Origin of the sequence: Bacillus sp. Marseille-Q1617, from assembly GCF_903645295.1 — a bacterium.
GTDB lineage: Bacteria > Bacillota > Bacilli > Bacillales > Bacillaceae_B > Rossellomorea.
Map to the genome: position 1 here is coordinate 889,133 of NZ_CAHJXM010000001.1, position 19,902 is coordinate 909,034.

Below are 19,902 nucleotides of genomic sequence, written 5' to 3' on the forward strand. Positions count from 1 at the left end.
AGAGAAATACAGCTTTGGAGGAAATAAACCATCACACGGAGATGAAACGATGAAAACAATAGCAATCGAACCAAGTTCGTATCTATATACTTTTACCTGGGAACCAAATGAGGAAGGCTTATGTGCATTGGAGAGGCGGGCTTTATTTGGTGTGGACTCCCAATCCGATATTCTTGAAAGCTCTTTTGAAATCGATCCGAGCAGAAGCCCATTCATAAGAGAAAGGCTCGGCGTCATCTGCGAGGGTGGGAGTTTAGAAGAGCTCATAGAAGAAGTAAAGAAATTGGAGTCATTCGATGGCTTCAAAATCGTGTTTGTACAAAATCCCGATCATGAAAAAGTCGGTTTTAAAAAGCTGCGCAGCATCGAGAAGGAAGTCGGCCTTCATATGAAAGGCGAAGCGGAACTGGTCGACCCATCCATCTGGCTCGGCATCCTGAACACGGGTGAGAAATGGGTACTCGGGGAATATTCGAAGAACGAAGCGATCTGGTTAAAGCATCAGTGGAAGCCTCATAGTTACTCAACAGCCCTCGGCACACGCGTTGCAAGGGCAGTCGTGAACATTGCTGCCCCGAATCCGGAAGGCATGAAGCTGATTGATCCATGCTGCGGCATCGGAACGGTACTTGTCGAGGCATTATCGATGGGAATCGATATAGTGGGAAGCGACCGGAATCCGCTTATTTTATCAGGTGTACGGGAAAACATGGCCCATTTTGGCTTAAAAGGCGAAGTGACGTTGAAGGACATACGAGATGTCACAGCCCGTTATGATGCGGCCATCATCGATCTTCCTTATAACCTGTGTTCGGTCATCACCCCGGAAGAGCAGCTTGAAATGCTTCAAAGTGCAAGGGCGTTTGCCTCAAAAGTCGTGATTGTCACGGTCGAGGATGTCGATCCAGTCATCCTTGAAGCCGGCTTCGAAATCACGGACCGATGCGTCGTCACGAAAGGGAATTTTGTCCGGGAAGTCATTGTTTGCGAGTGATTTTTTCCGAAAGAAACATCCCTGAAAAAGGCTGCACTGATAGAAATTACAAATAGGTTCAAAGTTGAAGTTTCAGAGTAATAAATGCTATATTGATGCGAATAACATAGTAATCAATGAACCAGGTATTACTCACACGAAGGGAGAATGACATGACTACTCATTGGGAAACTGCAATTCATTCCCTATCCCAAATAATCGTTACTTCCAACCCCAATAATGAACCTGTCACCATCACGGGCGGCCATGATCGTCTTCGCTGTATCGGTGTGGGGACGGATGCGGCCGTTTTTCAGCACCTTGATGTCCCGCAATATGCCTTTAAGCTATACGCAGAAGAGAAAGCTCCTAAGATAAATATAGAAGAAAAGGTATACAGCATGATCGGTGATTCACCTTTTTTCTCTACCTGTTATGCTGCTTATGACACGTTCCTTGTATTGAGTTATGAAGAAGGGATCACGCTCTTTGACTGCATCCTTCAAGGCATCCGCATCCCTCCTCAGGTTGTGAGTGACGTTGAGGAAGCAAGGGAATATGTACGGGAAAAGGGCTTGAATCCCCGGGATATTCATCTGAAAAATATTCTGATGAAGGATGGACGTGCAAAGATCATCGATGTCTCTGAATATGTACTTCCCGGAAATGATTTTCGCTGGGAGCATTTAAAAAGGGGATATGAAGAATATTACCATTTGATTGAAGGTAAGGCAGTTCCATTCTGGCTTGTCGAAACCGTCCGGAAGTGGTACAACCAGTGGAATTCTTCCTATGATGAATTCATGAAGATCATCTTGAAGTTTACGTCGTTTAAAAAAGATTGAATGAGACCTGACTCTTGTAGAAATAGAGTCAGGTTTTTTTATTAAAACAACAATAAGCTTAAAGAAAGTCAAAAAAATGAACATTTTTCTGCCCTGTTCCGGGTACGCTAAAGCATGATTAAACCGGGGTTCAGGCGCTTTTTTATGAAAGAATAACCCTCCGATATGACAAATGTCATATCCAAGCTATGACACCTACTACTAAAAATAAATTTCTTCTTCCTATATAGTTGTTTTTACAACCCAAAGAAAAGGGGATTTTAATAAATGTCAAAACTTAAAACTCTGAAAAAACAAGTAGCACCCTTTGAAAAAGGGACAACAAAAGAAAGTATATGGCAGCTGGTTAACACGCTGGTGCCGTTTATCACGTTATGGGTTCTTGCCTATCAAAGTCTTTCTGTGTCTTATTGGTTGGCGTTGGTGCCAATGGTGATCGCAGCGGGATTCTTAACAAGGATCTTCATCATTTTCCATGATTGCACGCACTATAACTTCTTTAAAAGCCGCCGTACGAACCGAATTGTGGGGACCGCGCTCGGTGTCATCACGGTGTTTCCGTTCGATCAATGGGGACATGAGCATACCGTTCACCATGCAACAAGCGGTAACTTGGATAAACGCGGTACCGGGGATATCTGGACGCTGACGGTGGATGAATACAAAGCAGCGCCTCTGAAATTGCGCCTTGCTTATCGTTTCTACCGCAATCCGATCGTCATGTTTGTATTAGGACCGATCTGGGTCTTCCTTATTAAAAATAGATTCAACCGTAAAGGTGCAAGGAAGAAAGAACGTATGAATACGTATCTGGTAAACGTCCTGATCGCTGCTGTGGCTGTTCTTCTCGGTGTGACAGTAGGATGGCAGCAATTCCTGATCGTACAGGGATCGATCTTCATGATCTCGGGTGCGGCGGGCATTTGGCTGTTCTACGTCCAGCACACATTTGAAGACTCTTATTTTGAAGAAGACAAAGAGTGGGAATATGTATTGGCCGCGGTAGAAGGAAGCTCCTACTATAAGCTTCCGAAAGTGCTTCAATTCCTTACCGGGAATATCGGCTATCATCATATTCACCATTTAAGTCCGAGAGTGCCGAACTACCGGCTTGAAGAGACTCACAACAGCATCCCTGATTTGCAGCATGTGCCGACGATCACGCTCGCTACAAGCTTGACCTCCCTTCGTTTCCGCCTGTGGGACGAAGATCGAAAGAACTTTGTAAGCTTTAAAGACGTCAAATCTTTACCGAAAACAAAGATCTCAACTGAAGCGAAGCCTGAACTCTAGGGTTACAATGACTCCCCTCTTAAAGGGGAGTCATCTTTGTAAACGCCGCTAAAGAAGGAGAGACATACATGATTCGAATTGTCATTGCAGAGGATCAAGAGCTGCTGCTGGGAGCGATTGGATCCCTTCTCGATTTAGAAGAAGATATGGAAGTATTGGGTCTTGCGAATAATGGGGAAGAGGCTGTCAGACTTGTGCATCAAATGAAGCCCGATGTCTGTATCATGGATATGGAAATGCCCCAGAAGACCGGTATAGAAGCAGCGGAAGAATTGAAGCTCCTTGAATGCAAAGTAATCATCTTGACCACATTCGCAAGGAACGGATGCTATAAGCGTGTCATCGAAGCCGGAATCAGGGGATATCTGCTGAAGGACAGTCCGAGCGAAGAGCTTGCCGGCTCGATCCGAAGCATCGTGAACGGAAATCGCATTTACACCCCGGAACTGATGGATCAAGCAGCCGGGCCAGATGCCCCGGCTCCAGTGACACCAATCAAATCAGTCAAAACCTACTTCTCGACCTTAAAAGACAAAATTAAACTGCCAGCCGGATAAACAAGGCCCGTCCCGCACCGCTTTAACGCAGTGCGGGACGGGCCTTTATTCATTTCTGCCTCCTGGCAAGACCTCTTTCGAATGCAGCAAGGTGATTCACTGATGCATTGCGCAGGTTCGTAAACACGAATCGGGCATCAGCCGGCAGATCATAGGTTAAAAATCTGTCATACATCGCGATATTTTCAATTTCCCCCTCTACTCCCTGGGCAAAAGCTGCTTTACCAGAAGCCGGGGTTTGAACGAAAGATTGTGAACTATCCGGGGGCAAAGGAAGTCCGTACAAATTAAATAACTGAACCAGTGCCGCAATATGCCTTAGTTCCGCTTCTTTGATTCTTTCAAATGTACGGATTGAACCGAATGTCCCAAGAATCGCATTGTATCTTGATTGAGCCAAATATTCATCTTGTATGGCATAGATCAGCATTTCAGGCAATGTCAGAGAAGGAGCATTGAGGGCCCCTTTTGCTCCATAACTTTCTGCGCCCTGTCTTCCAAACCAGAATTGGTTGGGCAAATAAAACATATCCATCATCAAACAGCCTCCTGGGTTATCTGTAACACCATATCGTATGTGTAACTGAATGGAAGCTGTGCATGTATCGTCAGGAAAAAATGAATCGACTAGTGACGTGAAATTAATTAGTGTTGCACAAACAATAGTGTATGACATATAGTATACGTATAGTGTATGACATACAGTGTCGTATGAGACGAGGTGGATAAATGAATAATTTACTGCAATCATTACTGACAGAATTAAGAAGAGGAAATCTTACATTAGCAGTACTAAGCCAATTGCGTACCCCCCAGTACGGCTATTCGCTTGTTCATCGTCTGGAGAAGTCAGGAATCACGATTGAGCAAAGTACGCTATATCCGCTCCTTCGCAGGCTTGAAAAACAGGAGCTTGTGACGAGCAGTTGGGATACATCGGAGACAAGGCCGCGGAAATATTACGTACTCAGTGATTATGGGATCGAAGTGTTTCAGAAGTTGAAAGAAGAGTGGATCAAGAACTCGCAAGAACTGCATCAATTATTGGAAGGGGAAGAAAACGATGAATCTGATTGATGTGTATATCGGGGAAGTGACACGCAGACTGCCTGAAAAGAATCGTGAGGATATCGCACTTGAACTGAGGTCGGCAATCGGGGATATGCTGCCGGAGGATTATACAGAAGAAGACGTGAAAGGTGTCCTGTCGGAAATGGGGAATCCTGCCGTCCTGGCAAGTAACTACAGTGAAAGACCAATGCATCTCATCGGGCCGCGTTACTATGATATGTATATTTCATTGATTAAAATGATCCTGCCGATCGCTGCCGCCATTTCAGTCATCTCCCTTGTTGCTGAATATTTCTTCTCACCAACAGAAGGAAGGGCGGTCCTCGATATCGTTCTTACCATCCTGGGAGAAGGAATATGGAGGGTCATCGAAGTGGGGATGCAAGTGTTTTTCTGGATCACATTGATCTTTGCAATCATCGAACGAACGGATAAAGTAAAGGATTCCGCGCCGCTTACATTTGACCTGAAAAAATGGAAGCCGGATGATTTGAAAAAGATCATGTATATCCCTAAAAAAAGAGGCATCTCTAAATATGAGGTATTCGGTAGTCTCTTATGGACCGCAATCTGGGCAACGGTATATTTCAATGCCAACAAGCTTCTGGGCATTTATGAGAACAACGGGGACGGATTGGTCTTTGTCACTCCTTCCATGAATCAGGAAGTATTACATTCATTTTGGCCGGCTGTAATCGCAGTCATTGGACTGGAAATCTCGCTCGCGCTTTTTAAATTCTTCAAGAAGCAATGGACGAAGAAAGTCGCCATATTCAATACCATTTATGAAATCATCGCAACGGCGGTATTCATTATCATCGTATCAAACCAGAATGTCTTTCAACCGGAATTCGTTACCTACATGGCTGACTTATTCAATGTAAGTGCCGAACAATTCGTGAATCGCATCGTGTGGGGATCGAGCACCATCTTCATTACCTTTGCTGTCTGGAACATGATTGACGGATTCAGCAAAAGCCGTGTACGTTAAGCCTGCAAAATGCGGCATGAACTGTCGGATACTCCTATAAAAACCCTGCTATTCTATGAATGTAAAGGAGGTCATTCACTTGGATTCACTTCAGAAAATGAATGACGCTTTGACCTATGTTGAAGCGAATTTGGCGGATGAAATTGACTTGAAGGAAGTCGCGAGGCGCGCGGTTTGTTCCGAATACCATTTTCAACGGATGTTTTCTTATTTGTCCGGCATCAGCCTGTCGGAATACATCCGGCGAAGAAGATTGACTCTTGCTGCTCAAGAGCTGAGAGATCAGAATATAAAAGTGATCGATGCAGCGGTTAAATTCGGATACCGTTCACCTGACTCATTTACGAGAGCATTCAGGGAAATTCATGGGTGTACCCCGACAGAAGCAAGGGAAAACGGCAGTTCCCTTAAAGCCTTTCCAAAAATGACCTTCCAATTAACCATAGATGGAGGGAATGAAATGAATTACCGTATCGTAGAAATGGAAGCCTTTTGTATTGCAGGTATAAAGAAAAGGGTTCCGATCATATTCCATGGGGTCAACCCCGAGATTGCTTCCATGTGGAAAAGCTTGAATGAAGAAATGATCAACGAGATGAAGAGCCTTTCCAATATCGAGCCTTCCGGATTGATCAGCGCTTCTGCCAACTTCTCGGAAGGCAGGATGGAGGAGAAAGGGGAACTCGATCATTACATCGGGGCAGCCACCACAAAAGAATGCCCCGCGCACTTTGAAAAGCTGGAGGTGCCCGCTTTGACTTGGGCAGTATTTGAAGCAGTCGGTCCATTCCCGGATACACTTCAAAACGTGTGGGGGCGGATTTATTCTGAATGGTTCCCGTCTTCGAATTATGAACAGGCGGAGGGCCCTGAGGTCCTTTGGAATGAACATAAGGATGTCAGTTCTCCTGATTTTAGAAGTGAGATCTGGATACCAGTCAGGAAAAAATGAAGCATGAAAAGAGAGCAGGGATTCTTCCCCTGCTCTCTTTTCTATGCATTTAATGGCTTTAATTTATAATGATCCAGTATTTCATTTACAGTTTGAAAGTCGTAAATCTGTTTATTCAGGCAAAATTGGATAATCAAATCAAATGTCTCACTCTCTGACAAGGAATATCCTGCTGTGCTTAACAAATCTTCTGCGTCGTCCGTGTCGAGCTCAAGGGCGAAGGCAAGGGAAATCAGGGTGGATTTTTTAGGGTGATAGTCAGGGTTTGAGCGGATCTTTGAAAAATGCCTGCGGTCAAGTCCCGCCTTCTTGTAGATCGCAGAATCGCTTACCCCTTTTTCTTCAATGAATTGAAATAGTACCTGATTTAAAGTTGGTTTGCGGTTGAGGTTGATAAAATCATCCAATTCATTTGGGAGCAGTTCCTCCTCATAAATGTTCCGGGGAGCTTCAAGGCAGAAATCCTTGGTGCTGTTAGTAAAATGAAAGGATATGTATTCCTCTATTTCGTCTAATAAATCTTTTGGAAGCAAAGGACAGACCCCCTTCTAAAATGTCGCTTTCCAGGCGACCAAATAATGGATAAATTCCAATATGATTATACCATGAACCAACAGGGAGGATGATGAAGATGAATAAGAATTTGACTGAAATTATTTTCTTGCTGGACAGAAGCGGATCCATGGGAGGACTGGAAAGCGATACGATTGGCGGCTTCAACGGATTTATTGACAGGCAGTGTAAACAAAAAGGTGAAACACGCCTTACAGCCGTACTTTTCGATGATCAAACAGAGGTCTTGTGGAACGGTATTGATGCCAGCCATGCTAGATTGACAGATGAAGAGTACTATGTGAGAGGATGCACGGCATTACTTGATGCAGTAGGAAAAACGATTTCGGAAGCAGGGAGAAGACTGTCCCAAACAAAAGAAGAGGAGAAGCCCGGCAAGGTGATTTTTGCCATCACCACAGACGGGATGGAAAATGCCAGCCGGGAGTATACGTATGAAAAAGTGAGGACGATGATCGAACACCAGAAGAGCAATTACAGCTGGGAATTCATCTTCATGGGTGCTAACATAGATGCAGCAGAAGAAGCGGAATCCCTTGGTATCCAGAAAGAAGATTCTTTCTCATTCGAAGCCTCGAATGAAGGTGTCGTAAAGATGTATGATATGGTTTGTGATGCGGTCTCCGAGAGACGGATAGACTAAGGGGACAACGGTTCATGAACCCAGATGAAATCAACAGCGGTATTTAACAGAGCAAAATTTTAAAAAACCCTTTACCTTCACGCAACGTCAAGGTGTACAGTTAAATTGTCAGGAGGTGAGATCTATGGAATATACCGTGAAAAAGCTAGGGCAATTAGCAGCCGTAAGCCCCCGTACCCTCCGCTATTACGATGAAATCGGAATCCTGAAGCCGGCCAGGATCAACTCATCCGGATACCGGATCTATGGGGAGAAGGAAATTGATAAGCTGCAGCAAATTCTATTTTACAAAGAACTGGGTGTGAGTCTTGAACAAATAAAGGATATTCTGGACGATCCCACTTTTGACTTAGCAAGCGCATTGGCTGAACACCGGGAACAATTACTGGAAAAAAGAAAACAGCTCGATCTTCTGATTGCCAATGTCGATAAAACCATTGCCGTGAAGGAAGGGAGAATGACGATGTCTGATAAAGAAAAGTTTGAAGGATTCAAGAAAGACATGATTGATGAAAATGAACGGAAATTTGGAAAAGAAATAAGAGAGAAGTATGGCGACGATACGGTAAATCAATCGAACGCGAAACTTCAAAATATGTCCCAGGAAGATTATGAGCGTGCGAACAGGCTCGCTGAAGATATCCACGAAACGTTAGCGGAGGCCTTCAAGACCGGGGATCCATCAAGCGAGACCGCCCAGAAAGCGGCCGAACTGCACAAACAATGGATTTCTATGTACTGGCCGCAATACAGCAAGGAAGCACATGCGGGCCTCGGAGATATGTATGTAGCGGATGAGCGCTTCAGAGCCTACTATGATAAAGAGCAGGACGGTGTTGCGGAATTCCTCAGAGACGCGATTTATGTTTATACAGGAATGAAAAAATAGAGGCATACGGGGACGATGCGGGGCCTCCTTGTATTGATCCTTACAAAAAAACGGGTGTATAAAATCGAGGCAGATATCCAAAGGCTGAGCAGACAGTAAAGGAATGCACACAAGCTCCTTACTGTCTGCTTTTTTTAAAAAAACTGGGACCTACCCCTCCGATGTCCATTCAGTGAATGGCAGGAAACTTGATCTTCACCGTGAACGACTCATCTTTATGGATAAAATCCAAATAACCCCCATATTTCTTTACAATGTCATTAATCATTTTAGTCCCGAGCCCCTCGTGGCCACCCGCTTTTGTAGTATGACCATAGCTATCGTAAAGTTTATCGAGGATGTGAGAGGGGATCTCTAACGAGTCATTCTCGCAATTCAACACATACAATCCGCTTCTTTTATAGAATTGTAGAGTGATCTCTGGATGCTTGCCTTTCTTCTGCTGGAATTCCTCACAGGCGTCCAGGCTGTTTGACAAGACATTCCCGAGAAGGGTCACGATATCTTTGTCGGATAAAGGCAGGGTGGAAAAAGGCATATCAAGATCATAAATCATCTCGATCTCTGCATCCTTGCCCCGCCTGTACATGTCATGAAGGATGCCTGCCACGCTGCCTCTTTCGCCCCTTATGGACAGGTTCGTTTCTTCGTATCCATCCACCAAATCATCCAGATAGGCTTTCGCTTCCTTCACCTCAGAGTGTTCCAGCATGAAATGAATGGCTGAAATATGTTTGAGGAAATCATGCCGTTCGCTGCGGACCACTCTGAAGGTATCATTCAGCTGGTTTCGTTCTTCTTCGAACTGATTGACGGCCTGAGTCAGCAAGGAAATCTTCTTCGATCCTGCTATTCTCATAGATTCAAACCCTATAAAAATCGTAAAAAGGGCCCCATGTATCCAGGCGCGTTCCGTGCCAAGATATAAAGCTAAGATTACACCCTGCCATATAAATATGCTGTAGTGCCACCGCGCACTCAGCACCGATAAAGGTACCTGAATGTTTCGGTAGAGAAGAAGGGTGACGGACAAGGTGACAAGAATGCTAATCACATAGTGAAGCTCGACCTTGAACCCCCTTAATAAAAAATGTAAATGAATAAAGCTGAATATCGCGAAATAAGCCCAAAACCAAAGATTCTGCTGCTTCAATTCCCTTCCACCTTTTAAAAGTAATGTTGTTGCAGGAAGTCGACTTTTTCTTTCGTGATCATTGCCTGTGCCTCGATGCCTTCAAACCTGATGACATAAGAGTTCTTGGCATAAAGGGAAAAGTTTTTTACATAGTGGATATTGATGATGAATGAGCGGTGGGAGCGGATGAAATCCCGTTCTCTCAGCTCGCCTTCGAGCTCATTGAGTGTTAAGTATGTCTTGATTTCCCCGTCTTTTGTATGTATGGTTGTCGACCTGCCCGACCGTTCGATAAAGACGATATCTTTCTTTTGGACGATATGGATGTCGTTTTTCTGTTTGAGATACAGCCTTCCCATCATTTCAGCTGATTTCGTTTTTTCTTTCAATCGTTCAATCGAACCGATCAGCCGGTCCTTTGTATAAGGCTTCATGATATAATCGTGAACATTTAGCTCGAACGCATGCACCGCGTATCCGCTGTTGGCGGTCACGAAGATGACGGAAATATTCAATGCATGGGAATGGATGATATCAGCCAGTTCATATCCGGAAAGGTTAGGCATCTCGATATCCGCAATCAGCACGTCCACCGTTTCCTTTTTGATCTGATCATAGGCTTCTTCCGCAGATGTCGTCGAAAATATGATGTCAACTCCGGGCAACCCTGTCACAATCCCATTCAATTTGTCTAAATCAATCAGCCGGTCATCAACCAATCCAATCTTCATCTCATTCAGCCTTTCATGTGGGAAAAGATAAAATATTCCAATTAATGATACATTCATCTTACCATGTTTTTTAAATGATTTGACCTTTTCACGACATCAAATGGAATTTTCACGACAAAAGTGCAGATTCTTTAGAGGATTGTTTGTAAGATAATGACAAGAACACAAAACACGAGGTGGATGGAATGATTGAAATTCAAGAAGTGACAAAGCAGTTTAAAGACAAAAAAAATTACGTTACTGCATTAAAACACGTTTCGTTTTCAGTGAAGGAAGGGGAGGTTGTCGGTCTGCTCGGGGAAAATGGCGCAGGGAAAACCACACTGCTCAGGACGATTGCGACTCTACTGACACCGACTGAAGGAACAGTGACGGTTTCAGGATATGACACCGTCAAGAGTCCGAATGAGATCAAGAGGCAGATCGGTGTCCTGTTCGGTGGAGAAACCGGCCTATATGAACGGTTGACAGCCCGTGAGAACCTTGAATACTTCGCGGGCTTATATGGAATGGGCAAACACGAGACGAAGGTCCGGATCGATGAGCTTGCGCGAATGTTCGGGATGAGGGATTATCTTGACCGGAAAGTGGGCGGCTTCTCAAAAGGGATGAGGCAAAAAGTCGCCATCTCAAGAACTCTGATCCACGATCCGGATATCATCCTGTTCGATGAACCGACCACAGGACTTGATATCACCTCTTCCAACGTGTTCAGGCAGCTTGTTCATCAGCTGAAGAGGGAAGGGAAGACGATTATCTTCTCGAGTCATATCATGGAGGAAGTATCGATGCTTTGCAGCAAGGTGGCGATGATTCACAAAGGGGAGCTCATCTATGAAGGGGAAATCGAAGAGCTCTATAAAAATGAAAAAAGCCGTGATTTAAACTATATCTTTATGAGTAAGCTTGTCAGGGGGAATGAGCACTATGCTTCGTAGAATCTTTTTGAAGGAAATGAAAGACAGTTTTAGGGACAGAAGGACGTTATTTTTAATCGTTCTTCTTCCAATCTTGATGATGAGCGGGTTGACTTTTTTCTATGAAAATATGCTTAAAGATGACAAGGGAGATTCGTATACCCTGGCCGTGAATCAGGATGCAGATGAAGAAATCCTTGCAAGATTTTCTTCCTATGAAAATGTAAAAATCGAAAAGTCGTCCGATCCTGAAAAGATGGTCAGTGACGGCGATGCTCTTGCCGGCCTGATGGTGGCATATGATTTCATGGAAACTGTAGAGCAGGGGGAACAAGCAGAGGTAACTGTAGTAGGAGACTCTTTCAGTCAGAAAGCCTCTAGTCTGATTGCCATTGTCACCAATGAATTCACCACTCTTGAAAAAGAAATTACGGCACAGCGCCTGGAAGCTCAGGGAACGGAATTGTCTGTAATCCAGCCGTTTACAGTGAAACAGGAAGAGCTTTCCGAAGACCTCAGTGTCAACATGCTCGCTTTACTGGTTCCACTGATTCTTGCCATCGCGATCGGAATCGGGGCAAGTCCAGCCGCAGCTGAATTGTTTGCTGGGGAAAAAGAAAAGAAAACGATGGAAGCCCTGCTTATGACACCAGTCAATCGTTCTACACTCATATTGGCAAAGTGGCTCGCCATCTCCACTTTGAGTACAATCATGGGCTTCATCACGTTATTGGTCATGATGATTGAAATCACCTTCTTCACAGAAAAGTTAAAGGAAGCCATTTCCTTCGGGGAAAATCTCTATTTGATTGCCGGAATCTCGTTACTCGTCATTTTGGTCTATGCCGTCTTCAATTCTTCCATTTTAATGATCACCAGCATCATGGGGAAAACGGTGAAGGAAGCGCAAAGCTATTACACTCCCGTTTCAATGCTTTCGATGTTCCCGGCGATGATCATCGGCAGCCTTGGAGTGAATGAACTCGAAGTCCATCACTTCGCCATCCCAATTTTGAATCTGTTCAGCCAGATGAAAGAGCTGCTGTTTGGAATCGTCGATTATCAGCATTTGGCGATCACGATTTCCAGCAACTTGCTGGTGATGATTGTCGTCTTCATCATCGGACGCATTCTGTTCATGAAGGATAAATGGGTTCTAAACTAAGTCTGGCAGGGGAGCGATATCCATAGCTCCCCTGGTGGAAAAGGAGGATGGTCAATATGAAAAGAGGGAATAAGATCGCCCTAATTACGTCCTTATTCGTTCTTGTAGGCTTACCGGTTATTTTTACGGCAGTGTCCTTGATTACCGGTAACTGGAAGTATCTGTTATACAGTCTGCCAGGCTCGTTTACTGCAGGTTTCACAAGTCTTATCGTGACACTGAAGCATATCAAGGATGATCGTAAAGCGGCAGAGAGATAACTTTACTTCTCAAAACAGAACCATTGAAAAGAATTTAAAAGAGAAATAACAACACGAAAAAAGTTGTACTCATCCACTCCTCATTTGTTATATAATCTTATAGAATTGAACTGTAAAAAATATACAAAGTAGAATGAAGAGGAGAAACCAAATGAAGTCATCACCAGTATTGGGGAAAGAACGGATGATTAGCCTTGACATCATCCGCGGTTTTGCTTTATTCGGGATATTCCTGGTGAATATGCCGACGTTCCATTCGCCTGATTTTATGAAATCGATGTACGGAATTCCTATGGATTACAGTGGAGTGGACCACTGGATCGATGTGTTTTTTGCATTGTTTGTGGATATGAAATTTTTCACGATTTTCTCTTTCTTGTTCGGCCTTGGGTTTTATATTTTCATGAGCCGTGCTGAGGAAAAAGGCTTGCGTATGAACAGGCTTTATCTGAGAAGGATCTTTGCCTTGCTGCTTTTCGGGGCGGCGCACCTGATCGGCCTATGGTTCGGGGATATTCTCCATACGTATGCCATCGCAGGTTTATTGCTTCTTTTCTTCTATAAAAGAAAGATCAAGACGATGGTCATCTGGGCGTTCAGTTTATTGTTTGCCATCAATGCATTATTCGCGTTGATGTTTTTGATTCCATCAAGTTTTCTTGAAGCTGCAGAAACAGAAGCGATTGCAGGTGCTGCTTACGGCAGCATGGAAGAGTATTTGCATGTTTACGAACATGGCAGCTACCTCGAGTGGGTATCCTACCGCCTAGGAACCGAAGTACCGGCGATGCTGGCAAACTTGATCCCGGCTATGTTCCCTGTACTTGCCATGTTCCTATTTGGACTCGCTGCAGGAAAAGCCGGCATCTTCCAGGACGTAGAAAAGCACCTGACTTTCATTAAGAAAATACGCACATGGTCTTTCGTGAGCAGTATACCCCTTGTGGTGATCCTTGCAATGTATATGACGAAGGTCTGGGATCTAGGGGTGAAACAGGAAATTGCCGTGCAGGTTTTTACAAGCTTGAGCGGGTTGACCCTTTGCTTCTTTTACATTTCATCCCTCACGCTTTTATTAAGGAAAGAAAAGTGGCAGCAAAAGCTTCGTCCGCTTGGGTACACAGGTCAGATGGCGCTTACCAATTACCTGATGCAGACGATCATTTCTGTCGGAATTTTTGTAGGGTTGGGCTTTTACGGAGATGTAAGTCTTTGGTTAGGAACCGTCATCTGCCTCGCCATTTTCTCACTTCAACTGGCATTCAGCACCTGGTGGCTGAAAAAATTTCGGTTCGGACCATTTGAATGGCTGTGGAGATCATTTACTTACCTCAAACTTCAACCAATGACCAAAAAAGAAAGCACGGTAGACCCCTCTAAGGAAAAAGCTGTTTAAAAAAGGCATTTGATGAGGAACCACTTCTATATAGAAGTGGTTCCTTTCTTGAAAAAACGAATTTCCGTAAAATTAAATTTGCTTTTAGCATCAATACCTGTTATTCTAAGGAAGAATTATTTTTGTTCGGTCTGTAAGGAATGAAAGTATTTAAACTTTTCGCCTTTGATATCTAATTGAGCAATAATAGTAATAAAAGTGGACTCGAATCCACGCAGGAGGAAACAATTATGCAAGAAGGTACAGTAAAATGGTTTAACGCAGAAAAAGGTTTCGGTTTCATCGAAATCGAAGGTGGAGAAGATGTATTCGTACATTTCTCAGCTATCCAAGGCGAAGGATTTAAATCTTTAGACGAAGGTCAAAAAGTTACATTTGACACTGAGCAAGGTCAACGTGGACTTCAAGCGACTAACGTCGTTAAAGCATAATTGCTTTAATAAAAAAGGACTCTCATCCGAGGGTCCTTTTTGTTTTGGCAAAAATATACCGGCAGCTTGAACATATACAACGCCCGAACTGCCGGCAATTCCTTCCATTAATTTGAGGCATACTTGACGATGCCATGTACATACACAAAGGTATCATTGTGCACACATTCTCTGATCTTGATTTTCCCCTCTTTCTCCAATTCCCTTGCCATTTGCTCGATGTTTTCTCCATCCGCCTTTGAATTCGCAGGAATTTCTAAAGAAAAGAAATTTCCACGGCTGGCATGGTTACATTCCTTCAGTAATCGATTTTTATCCATTGGGCCATCCCCTTTCCTTCTTTATTCGACATAAACGACACGTTCCCCTTTAAATACCAATTTCAGGACGGAATTTTACAATCGTTCCTGTTACAACAAGGGTAAATTAGCATTACCTGGAAAACGGGACTTTCGAACGTTTGCTTTTCCCAGTCACACCTGTTATTCTAAGTAAGAATTATTTTTGTTCGGTCTGTAAGGAATGAAAGTATTTAAACTTTTCGCCTTTGATATCTAACTTGAGCAACAATAGTAATAAAATGTGGACTAAGACTCCACGCAGGAGGAAATAATTATGCAACAAGGTACAGTAAAATGGTTTAACGCAGAAAAAGGTTTCGGTTTCATCGAAATCGAAGGTGGAGAAGATGTATTCGTACATTTCTCAGCTATCCAAGGCGAAGGATTTAAATCTTTAGACGAAGGCCAAAAAGTTACATTTGACACTGAGCAAGGTCAACGTGGACTTCAAGCGACTAACGTCGTTAAAGCATAATAGCTTTTGCTGTAAAAGAGCCCTCCTGATGGAGGGCTCTTTTTTATGGGCTTATATCTTTCATTGTAAAAGGATGAGCGAACGTATGATTTTTTGTCGCTTTATTCAAACGAATTCCATTCTTTATAAAACTTTTCAGGCTTATTCTGTTGTCAGGTGACAGACAGAAAGCGAGGGGTATAATAGACATAGGCGAACCTTGAGACAATTTAATCGTGAGAAGACTTACATAATGCACTAACGCAAGGAGGATGAAAAAGTGAACGTCTTAATCGTCGATGATGATCCACATATTCTGCATTTGCTGCAAGTCCACCTTTCAGAGGAGTCCTATATCGTTCATCCTGCTAAAAATGGCATGGAGGCGCTTGATGTCCTGAAAAAAACAGCTTGTGACATTGCGGTCGTGGATGTGATGATGCCTTATATGGACGGATTTAACCTAACGAGGGAAATCAGGGAGAAGTATGATATCCCCATCATCCTGTTAACGGCAAAAGGGGAAATCGAGGACAAAGAACGGGGATACCTTTCAGGAACCGATGATTATCTCGTAAAACCATTCGAGCCTAAAGAGCTGCTGTTCCGCTTAAAAGCCCTGACCCGCAGGTATGATAAACAAGAAGACAAAGACAAGATCAGGATCGGTGGGATAACGGCGGACAAGAAAAAATATGAAGTCAAGATGGAGGGCAGGACGTTTCTTTTTCCATTAAAAGAGTTTGAGCTTCTATATTTGTTCATGTCCCGTCCAAACCAGGTGATGTCACGTGATACGCTGATTGAAAGAATTTGGGGAAGCGAATATGAAGGAGATGAGCGGACGGTGGATGTCCATGTGAAACGCTTGAGGGAACGTCTTTCCGGACATACAGATGATTTCCGTATCAAGACGGTGCGGGGAGTGGGTTATCTTCTGGAGACGAACCGATGAAGTCATTGTATGTAAAATTCACTGTCTATACAATCGGAATCATGCTTCTCAGCGGAATCATTGCGTTCATCCTATCAAATCTCTATTATCAGCAATATTTGAAACCACAGAACGATCAGAAAAATACACGGATCGGTCAAGAAATGGCCGGGTTTATCGAGGATCATCCCGAAATGGGGATGCATGAATATTTAGAACATGTCTCCTCTGCCGGTTATCAATTTTATCTGGTGGATGGTGAGTCGGAAGAAGGTACATTCTTTGGGGCTCCTTTCCGTGACAAAGGGCTTGACAGGTCTGCTCTTGATACTGTAATGAAAGGGGAGGTTTATCACGGAATACAGGATTTTCCCAGTAAAACGTTTGTGACGGGTTTTTTTGCGAATGAATTATCCAATACAATAGGGGTGCCAGTCAATCATGATGGGAAAAGATATGCACTTTTCATTCGTCCCGACATAAAACTGCTGTTTAATGAGATGCATCTGTTGTTCGGCTGGCTGCTGGCATTGACCCTGTTCTTTAGCATTGTACTGATTATCATCGGGACCCGTTATCTGATCAGGCCCATTTCAAAACTTACGAAGGCGACTCATTCACTTGCACAGGGGGATTACAACGTGGAAGTGGACCGCTCGCGGCGGGACGAACTCGGTCAGCTTGCAGACAGCTTCCAGCGCATGTCCAAACAGTTGGAACAACTCGATGAGATAAGGAAGGAATTCATCTCGAACATCTCCCATGATATCCAGTCTCCTTTATCGAATATAAAAGGATATTCGAACCTGTTGAAAAGTGAAGATCTTTCTTCGGACGAAAAAGCTCAGTATATTTCCATCATGAATGGAGAAATAGACAGGCTGTCAAATTTAACGAAGCAATTGCTTCTCCTTGCATCCCTTGATCGAAATGATGACGTGTTGAAGGTGGATACATTCAATGTCTCGGAACAGCTCAAAGCGATCATCGGGCAATATCAATGGAAAATCAGCCAAAAAGGGATCATGCTGACCTATTCTCTGTCCGATCATGAAATAAAAGGCGATAGGGTGCTTCTCAATACTGTCTGGGATAACCTGTTATCGAATGCGATTAAATATAACCGTCCCCATGGAACGATTGATGTCACCGTGGAAAAGCATGGAGGCATGGTTTCAGTCGTCTTCAGGGATACCGGTATCGGAATATCGGAGAAGGAAAGCGACCGCGTTTTTGACCGGTTTTATCGAGCGGATACTTCAAGGACCAGGACGATTGAAGGGACAGGCCTTGGTTTATCGATCGTTTCCACCATCGTGAATCTACATGGGGGGAGGGTCCAGCTTGATAGCAAGCCCGGAAAAGGGACCGAATTTACGGTGGAGCTGCCTGTGAAGTAAAAGAGGGTGTCAGTCATGAAAAATATGACTGGCCTTCTTTATTTGTTCATCTTCCGTTCATATTCAGGGAGTATTCTGGATTTGTACTAATGTTAAAGGAAGGTGAACAGAGAATGTTTTCACTGTCATTAAAGGAAATTCGTTTTTACAAAATGAGGTATCTGCTGATTGGGTTCATCCTGTTTTTTGTCGCTTCTCTCGTATTTATCATAAGCGGACTTGCGAATGGGCTGTCGACAGACAACGCTTCATCTATCCAGAATATGAAGGCTCATGCTTACTATATCGATGAGGATGCAGAAGCACGGATTGACCAGTCACGGCTGGAAATCCCGCATGAAACGGCATCTCCAGGGCTCGAACCCCTGGTCTTGCAGATGCGTTCACTCTTAAAGGAAGACAGTGACAAGAATGTGGATGTCACCCTCATGGCGGTCAAGTCCGATGGCTTTTTGATGCCTGAAGTGACGGAAGGAAAGTGGCCGCTAAAGTCCACAAATTCCCACGTCATTGCAGATATCTCGCTTCAAAAAGAGGGGATTGAAATCGGTGACACGCTCTATGACGAGCAATTTGATAAAAGATTTACCGTTTCCGGATTCACTGATCAACAGACATTCAGCCATACGCCTGCTGTGTTCATGGATATTGTTTGGTGGAATGAAATGGTACCGGAGAATCAAAAGAATACAGTGAATGCTCTTGTGTTGGAAAAAGAAAATCATGAACTTCAGAAAGACGTGAGATCAAATGTTGCAGGCGGAACTTGGACTTCAAAGGACGAAGTAATCGCAGGCATCCCAGGCTATCAAGCTGAGCAAAGCTCACTATATATGATGCTGGTCTTCCTTGTCGTGATTGCTGTCTTTGTACTGGCCGCTTTCTTCTTTATCATGACGATTCAGAAAATGAACGAATTCGGGGTATTGAAGGCAATCGGGGCAAAGAACGGTTTCCTGATCGGTACCACTCTTTTACAGGTGCTGATACTATCCCTCATCAGTATCGGGGCATCAATCGGGTTCACTGCTTTAATGCCAAATTGGCTTCCCGGGGACATCCCGTTTGTATTCGATTTACGTCTTATTTTGACATTTTCAGGGGTATTGCTGATTGTCTCGCTGGCAGGTGCCTTACTATCTGCAGCTAACATCGTGAAAGCGGACCCGCTGACTGCCATGGGGAGGGCTGAATAATGAAAACATATCCACTGGAACTGAGAGAAATCCGCAAAACCTTCAAGGACGGAGAAAAGAAAATCGATGTCCTTCACTCACTATCGTTTAAAGCAGAGAGAGGGAAGCTGACCGCCATACTCGGGCCGTCTGGATCAGGGAAAAGCACGTTTCTTTCCATTGCGGGTGCACTATCATCCCCTGATGAAGGGGAAATGCTTGTCAACGGTCAGAATATCGTGCACCTTTCGGATAAACAAAAGACAAATGTAAGGCTCCATTCGATCGGCTATATTTTTCAATCATCCTATCTTATTCCTTATCTCAAAGTGAGAGAGCAGCTCAAATTGCCCGCTGAACTGGCAGGTAAGTGGAACAGGGAAACGCAATTGCGGGCGGCAGATCTTTTAAAGTCTGTCGGACTCGAGCATCGTGCTGACCATTATTCCTATCAGCTGTCGGGAGGGGAGAAACAGAGGGTGGCGATTGCGCGGGCTTTCATGAATGATGCGGGCCTCATCTTGGCGGATGAACCTACAGCGAGCCTCGATTCCGGCAGGAGTATCGAAATCATCCGTCTCATCTCAAAAGTGGTGAAAGAAAAGCAGAAAGCGGCTGTGATGGTCACACACGATGAGAGCATCTTACATTTATGTGATGATATATATGAGATGAAAGACGGTAAGCTAGAAAAAAGAAAATAGGAAAGGTAAAAAGCTGTGCAGGCTCCCTGCGCAGCTTTTTTCTCTGGAAATATGCATTTTCCATGCAGTTTA

The 19,902-nt window shown here is 43.9% G+C and carries 24 protein-coding genes; 19 read left to right on the forward strand and 5 right to left on the reverse strand.

The genetic code is table 11. The features are described from left to right. Positions 1 to 49: 49 nt before the first annotated feature. From HWX64_RS04435 to HWX64_RS04450, 4 genes are all read left to right on the forward strand, one after another. A complete protein-coding gene (locus tag HWX64_RS04435; RefSeq protein ID WP_175987627.1) occupies positions 50 to 994 on the forward strand; it encodes a TRM11 family methyltransferase in 945 nt (314 codons plus the stop codon). A gap of 152 nt (positions 995 to 1,146) precedes the next feature. Then, entirely contained in the window at positions 1,147 to 1,818 is a 672-nt protein-coding gene (locus HWX64_RS04440; protein ID WP_175987628.1) for a serine/threonine protein kinase, read from the forward strand. A gap of 267 nt (positions 1,819 to 2,085) precedes the next feature. Then, positions 2,086 to 3,111 carry a fatty acid desaturase gene (locus tag HWX64_RS04445; protein ID WP_175987630.1) on the forward strand — a complete coding sequence of 342 codons (1,026 nt, stop codon included), beginning with the start codon at positions 2,086 to 2,088 and terminating at the stop codon, positions 3,109 to 3,111. 68 nt (positions 3,112 to 3,179) lie between these two features. Further along, positions 3,180 to 3,668 (forward strand): response regulator transcription factor, encoded by a 489-nt coding sequence (locus HWX64_RS04450; protein WP_175987632.1) that lies wholly within the window; start codon positions 3,180 to 3,182, stop codon positions 3,666 to 3,668. 49 nt (positions 3,669 to 3,717) lie between these two features. On the opposite strand, the gene HWX64_RS04455 is transcribed toward HWX64_RS04450, so the two are convergent. Next, the gene (locus HWX64_RS04455; RefSeq protein WP_368495564.1) at positions 3,718 to 4,206 is read right to left on the reverse strand and encodes a hypothetical protein; all 489 of its coding nucleotides are present in this window, start codon (positions 4,204 to 4,206) and stop codon (positions 3,718 to 3,720) included. Between the two features lie 191 nt (positions 4,207 to 4,397). On the opposite strand from HWX64_RS04455, the gene HWX64_RS04460 reads away from it, so the two are divergent. The 3 genes from HWX64_RS04460 to HWX64_RS04470 all read left to right on the forward strand — a co-directional run bounded on the left by HWX64_RS04460 (position 4,398) and on the right by HWX64_RS04470 (position 6,682). Beyond that, the gene (locus HWX64_RS04460; protein WP_175987634.1) at positions 4,398 to 4,745 is read left to right on the forward strand and encodes a PadR family transcriptional regulator; all 348 of its coding nucleotides are present in this window, start codon (positions 4,398 to 4,400) and stop codon (positions 4,743 to 4,745) included. Then, positions 4,732 to 5,730, forward strand: a complete 999-nt coding sequence (locus HWX64_RS04465) for a hypothetical protein (protein WP_175987636.1) — start codon at positions 4,732 to 4,734, stop codon at positions 5,728 to 5,730. Before HWX64_RS04460 ends, HWX64_RS04465 begins: the two co-directional genes overlap by 14 nt. Before the next feature lie 79 nt (positions 5,731 to 5,809). Further along, positions 5,810 to 6,682, forward strand: coding sequence for an AraC family transcriptional regulator (locus HWX64_RS04470; protein WP_175987637.1), 873 nt, complete (start codon positions 5,810 to 5,812; stop codon positions 6,680 to 6,682). A gap of 41 nt (positions 6,683 to 6,723) precedes the next feature. Here the strand turns inward: HWX64_RS04470 and HWX64_RS04475 are convergent, their stop codons facing one another. Then, entirely contained in the window at positions 6,724 to 7,215 is a 492-nt protein-coding gene (locus HWX64_RS04475; RefSeq protein WP_175987640.1) for a hypothetical protein, read from the reverse strand. 98 nt (positions 7,216 to 7,313) lie between these two features. Between HWX64_RS04475 and HWX64_RS04480 the strand changes: the two genes are divergently transcribed. Then, a complete protein-coding gene (locus HWX64_RS04480) occupies positions 7,314 to 7,898 on the forward strand; it encodes a vWA domain-containing protein (protein WP_175987641.1) in 585 nt (194 codons plus the stop codon). 124 nt (positions 7,899 to 8,022) lie between these two features. Next, on the forward strand, positions 8,023 to 8,787 hold the full coding sequence (locus HWX64_RS04485; protein WP_175987643.1) for a MerR family transcriptional regulator: 765 nt from the start codon (positions 8,023 to 8,025) through the stop codon (positions 8,785 to 8,787). Between the two features lie 169 nt (positions 8,788 to 8,956). Here the strand turns inward: HWX64_RS04485 and HWX64_RS04490 are convergent, their stop codons facing one another. Further along, positions 8,957 to 9,940: a sensor histidine kinase gene (locus HWX64_RS04490; protein ID WP_254871037.1), complete on the reverse strand. Its 984-nt coding sequence runs from the start codon at positions 9,938 to 9,940 to the stop codon at positions 8,957 to 8,959. 14 nt (positions 9,941 to 9,954) lie between these two features. Beyond that, positions 9,955 to 10,653 (reverse strand): LytTR family DNA-binding domain-containing protein, encoded by a 699-nt coding sequence (locus HWX64_RS04495; protein WP_175987646.1) that lies wholly within the window; start codon positions 10,651 to 10,653, stop codon positions 9,955 to 9,957. Positions 10,654 to 10,838: 185 nt separating this feature from the next. Here HWX64_RS04495 and HWX64_RS04500 point away from each other — a divergent pair, with 185 nt between their 5' ends. The 5 genes from HWX64_RS04500 (at position 10,839) to HWX64_RS04520 (ending at position 14,822) form a co-directional block, all read left to right on the forward strand. Next, entirely contained in the window at positions 10,839 to 11,591 is a 753-nt protein-coding gene (locus HWX64_RS04500) for an ATP-binding cassette domain-containing protein (protein ID WP_175987648.1), read from the forward strand. Further along, the gene (locus tag HWX64_RS04505) at positions 11,581 to 12,735 is read left to right on the forward strand and encodes an ABC transporter permease (RefSeq protein WP_175987650.1); all 1,155 of its coding nucleotides are present in this window, start codon (positions 11,581 to 11,583) and stop codon (positions 12,733 to 12,735) included. The genes HWX64_RS04500 and HWX64_RS04505 overlap by 11 nt, the downstream gene beginning before the upstream one ends. Before the next feature lie 56 nt (positions 12,736 to 12,791). Beyond that, positions 12,792 to 12,995: a hypothetical protein gene (locus HWX64_RS04510; RefSeq protein ID WP_175987652.1), complete on the forward strand. Its 204-nt coding sequence runs from the start codon at positions 12,792 to 12,794 to the stop codon at positions 12,993 to 12,995. A gap of 151 nt (positions 12,996 to 13,146) precedes the next feature. Beyond that, positions 13,147 to 14,391 carry a DUF418 domain-containing protein gene (locus tag HWX64_RS04515; protein ID WP_175987654.1) on the forward strand — a complete coding sequence of 415 codons (1,245 nt, stop codon included), beginning with the start codon at positions 13,147 to 13,149 and terminating at the stop codon, positions 14,389 to 14,391. Positions 14,392 to 14,621: 230 nt separating this feature from the next. Then, positions 14,622 to 14,822: a cold-shock protein gene (locus HWX64_RS04520; protein ID WP_034762315.1), complete on the forward strand. Its 201-nt coding sequence runs from the start codon at positions 14,622 to 14,624 to the stop codon at positions 14,820 to 14,822. A 107-nt stretch (positions 14,823 to 14,929) separates the two neighbouring features. Here HWX64_RS04520 and HWX64_RS04525 read toward each other — a convergent pair whose 3' ends face one another. Then, positions 14,930 to 15,142: a hypothetical protein gene (locus HWX64_RS04525; RefSeq protein ID WP_175987656.1), complete on the reverse strand. Its 213-nt coding sequence runs from the start codon at positions 15,140 to 15,142 to the stop codon at positions 14,930 to 14,932. Positions 15,143 to 15,437: 295 nt separating this feature from the next. Between HWX64_RS04525 and HWX64_RS04530 the strand changes: the two genes are divergently transcribed. From HWX64_RS04530 to HWX64_RS04550, 5 genes are all read left to right on the forward strand, one after another. Then, positions 15,438 to 15,638, forward strand: a complete 201-nt coding sequence (locus tag HWX64_RS04530; RefSeq protein WP_032086162.1) for a cold-shock protein — start codon at positions 15,438 to 15,440, stop codon at positions 15,636 to 15,638. Positions 15,639 to 15,897: 259 nt separating this feature from the next. Further along, positions 15,898 to 16,572 carry a response regulator transcription factor gene (locus tag HWX64_RS04535; protein WP_175987658.1) on the forward strand — a complete coding sequence of 225 codons (675 nt, stop codon included), beginning with the start codon at positions 15,898 to 15,900 and terminating at the stop codon, positions 16,570 to 16,572. Beyond that, positions 16,569 to 17,951: a cell wall metabolism sensor histidine kinase WalK gene (locus HWX64_RS04540; RefSeq protein WP_175987660.1), complete on the forward strand. Its 1,383-nt coding sequence runs from the start codon at positions 16,569 to 16,571 to the stop codon at positions 17,949 to 17,951. The genes HWX64_RS04535 and HWX64_RS04540 overlap by 4 nt, the downstream gene beginning before the upstream one ends. Positions 17,952 to 18,064: 113 nt before the next feature. Further along, a complete protein-coding gene (locus HWX64_RS04545; RefSeq protein WP_175987662.1) occupies positions 18,065 to 19,147 on the forward strand; it encodes an ABC transporter permease in 1,083 nt (360 codons plus the stop codon). Continuing rightward, on the forward strand, positions 19,147 to 19,830 hold the full coding sequence (locus tag HWX64_RS04550) for an ABC transporter ATP-binding protein (RefSeq protein ID WP_175987664.1): 684 nt from the start codon (positions 19,147 to 19,149) through the stop codon (positions 19,828 to 19,830). The genes HWX64_RS04545 and HWX64_RS04550 overlap by 1 nt, the downstream gene beginning before the upstream one ends. The last annotated feature ends 72 nt before the right edge of the window (positions 19,831 to 19,902 follow it).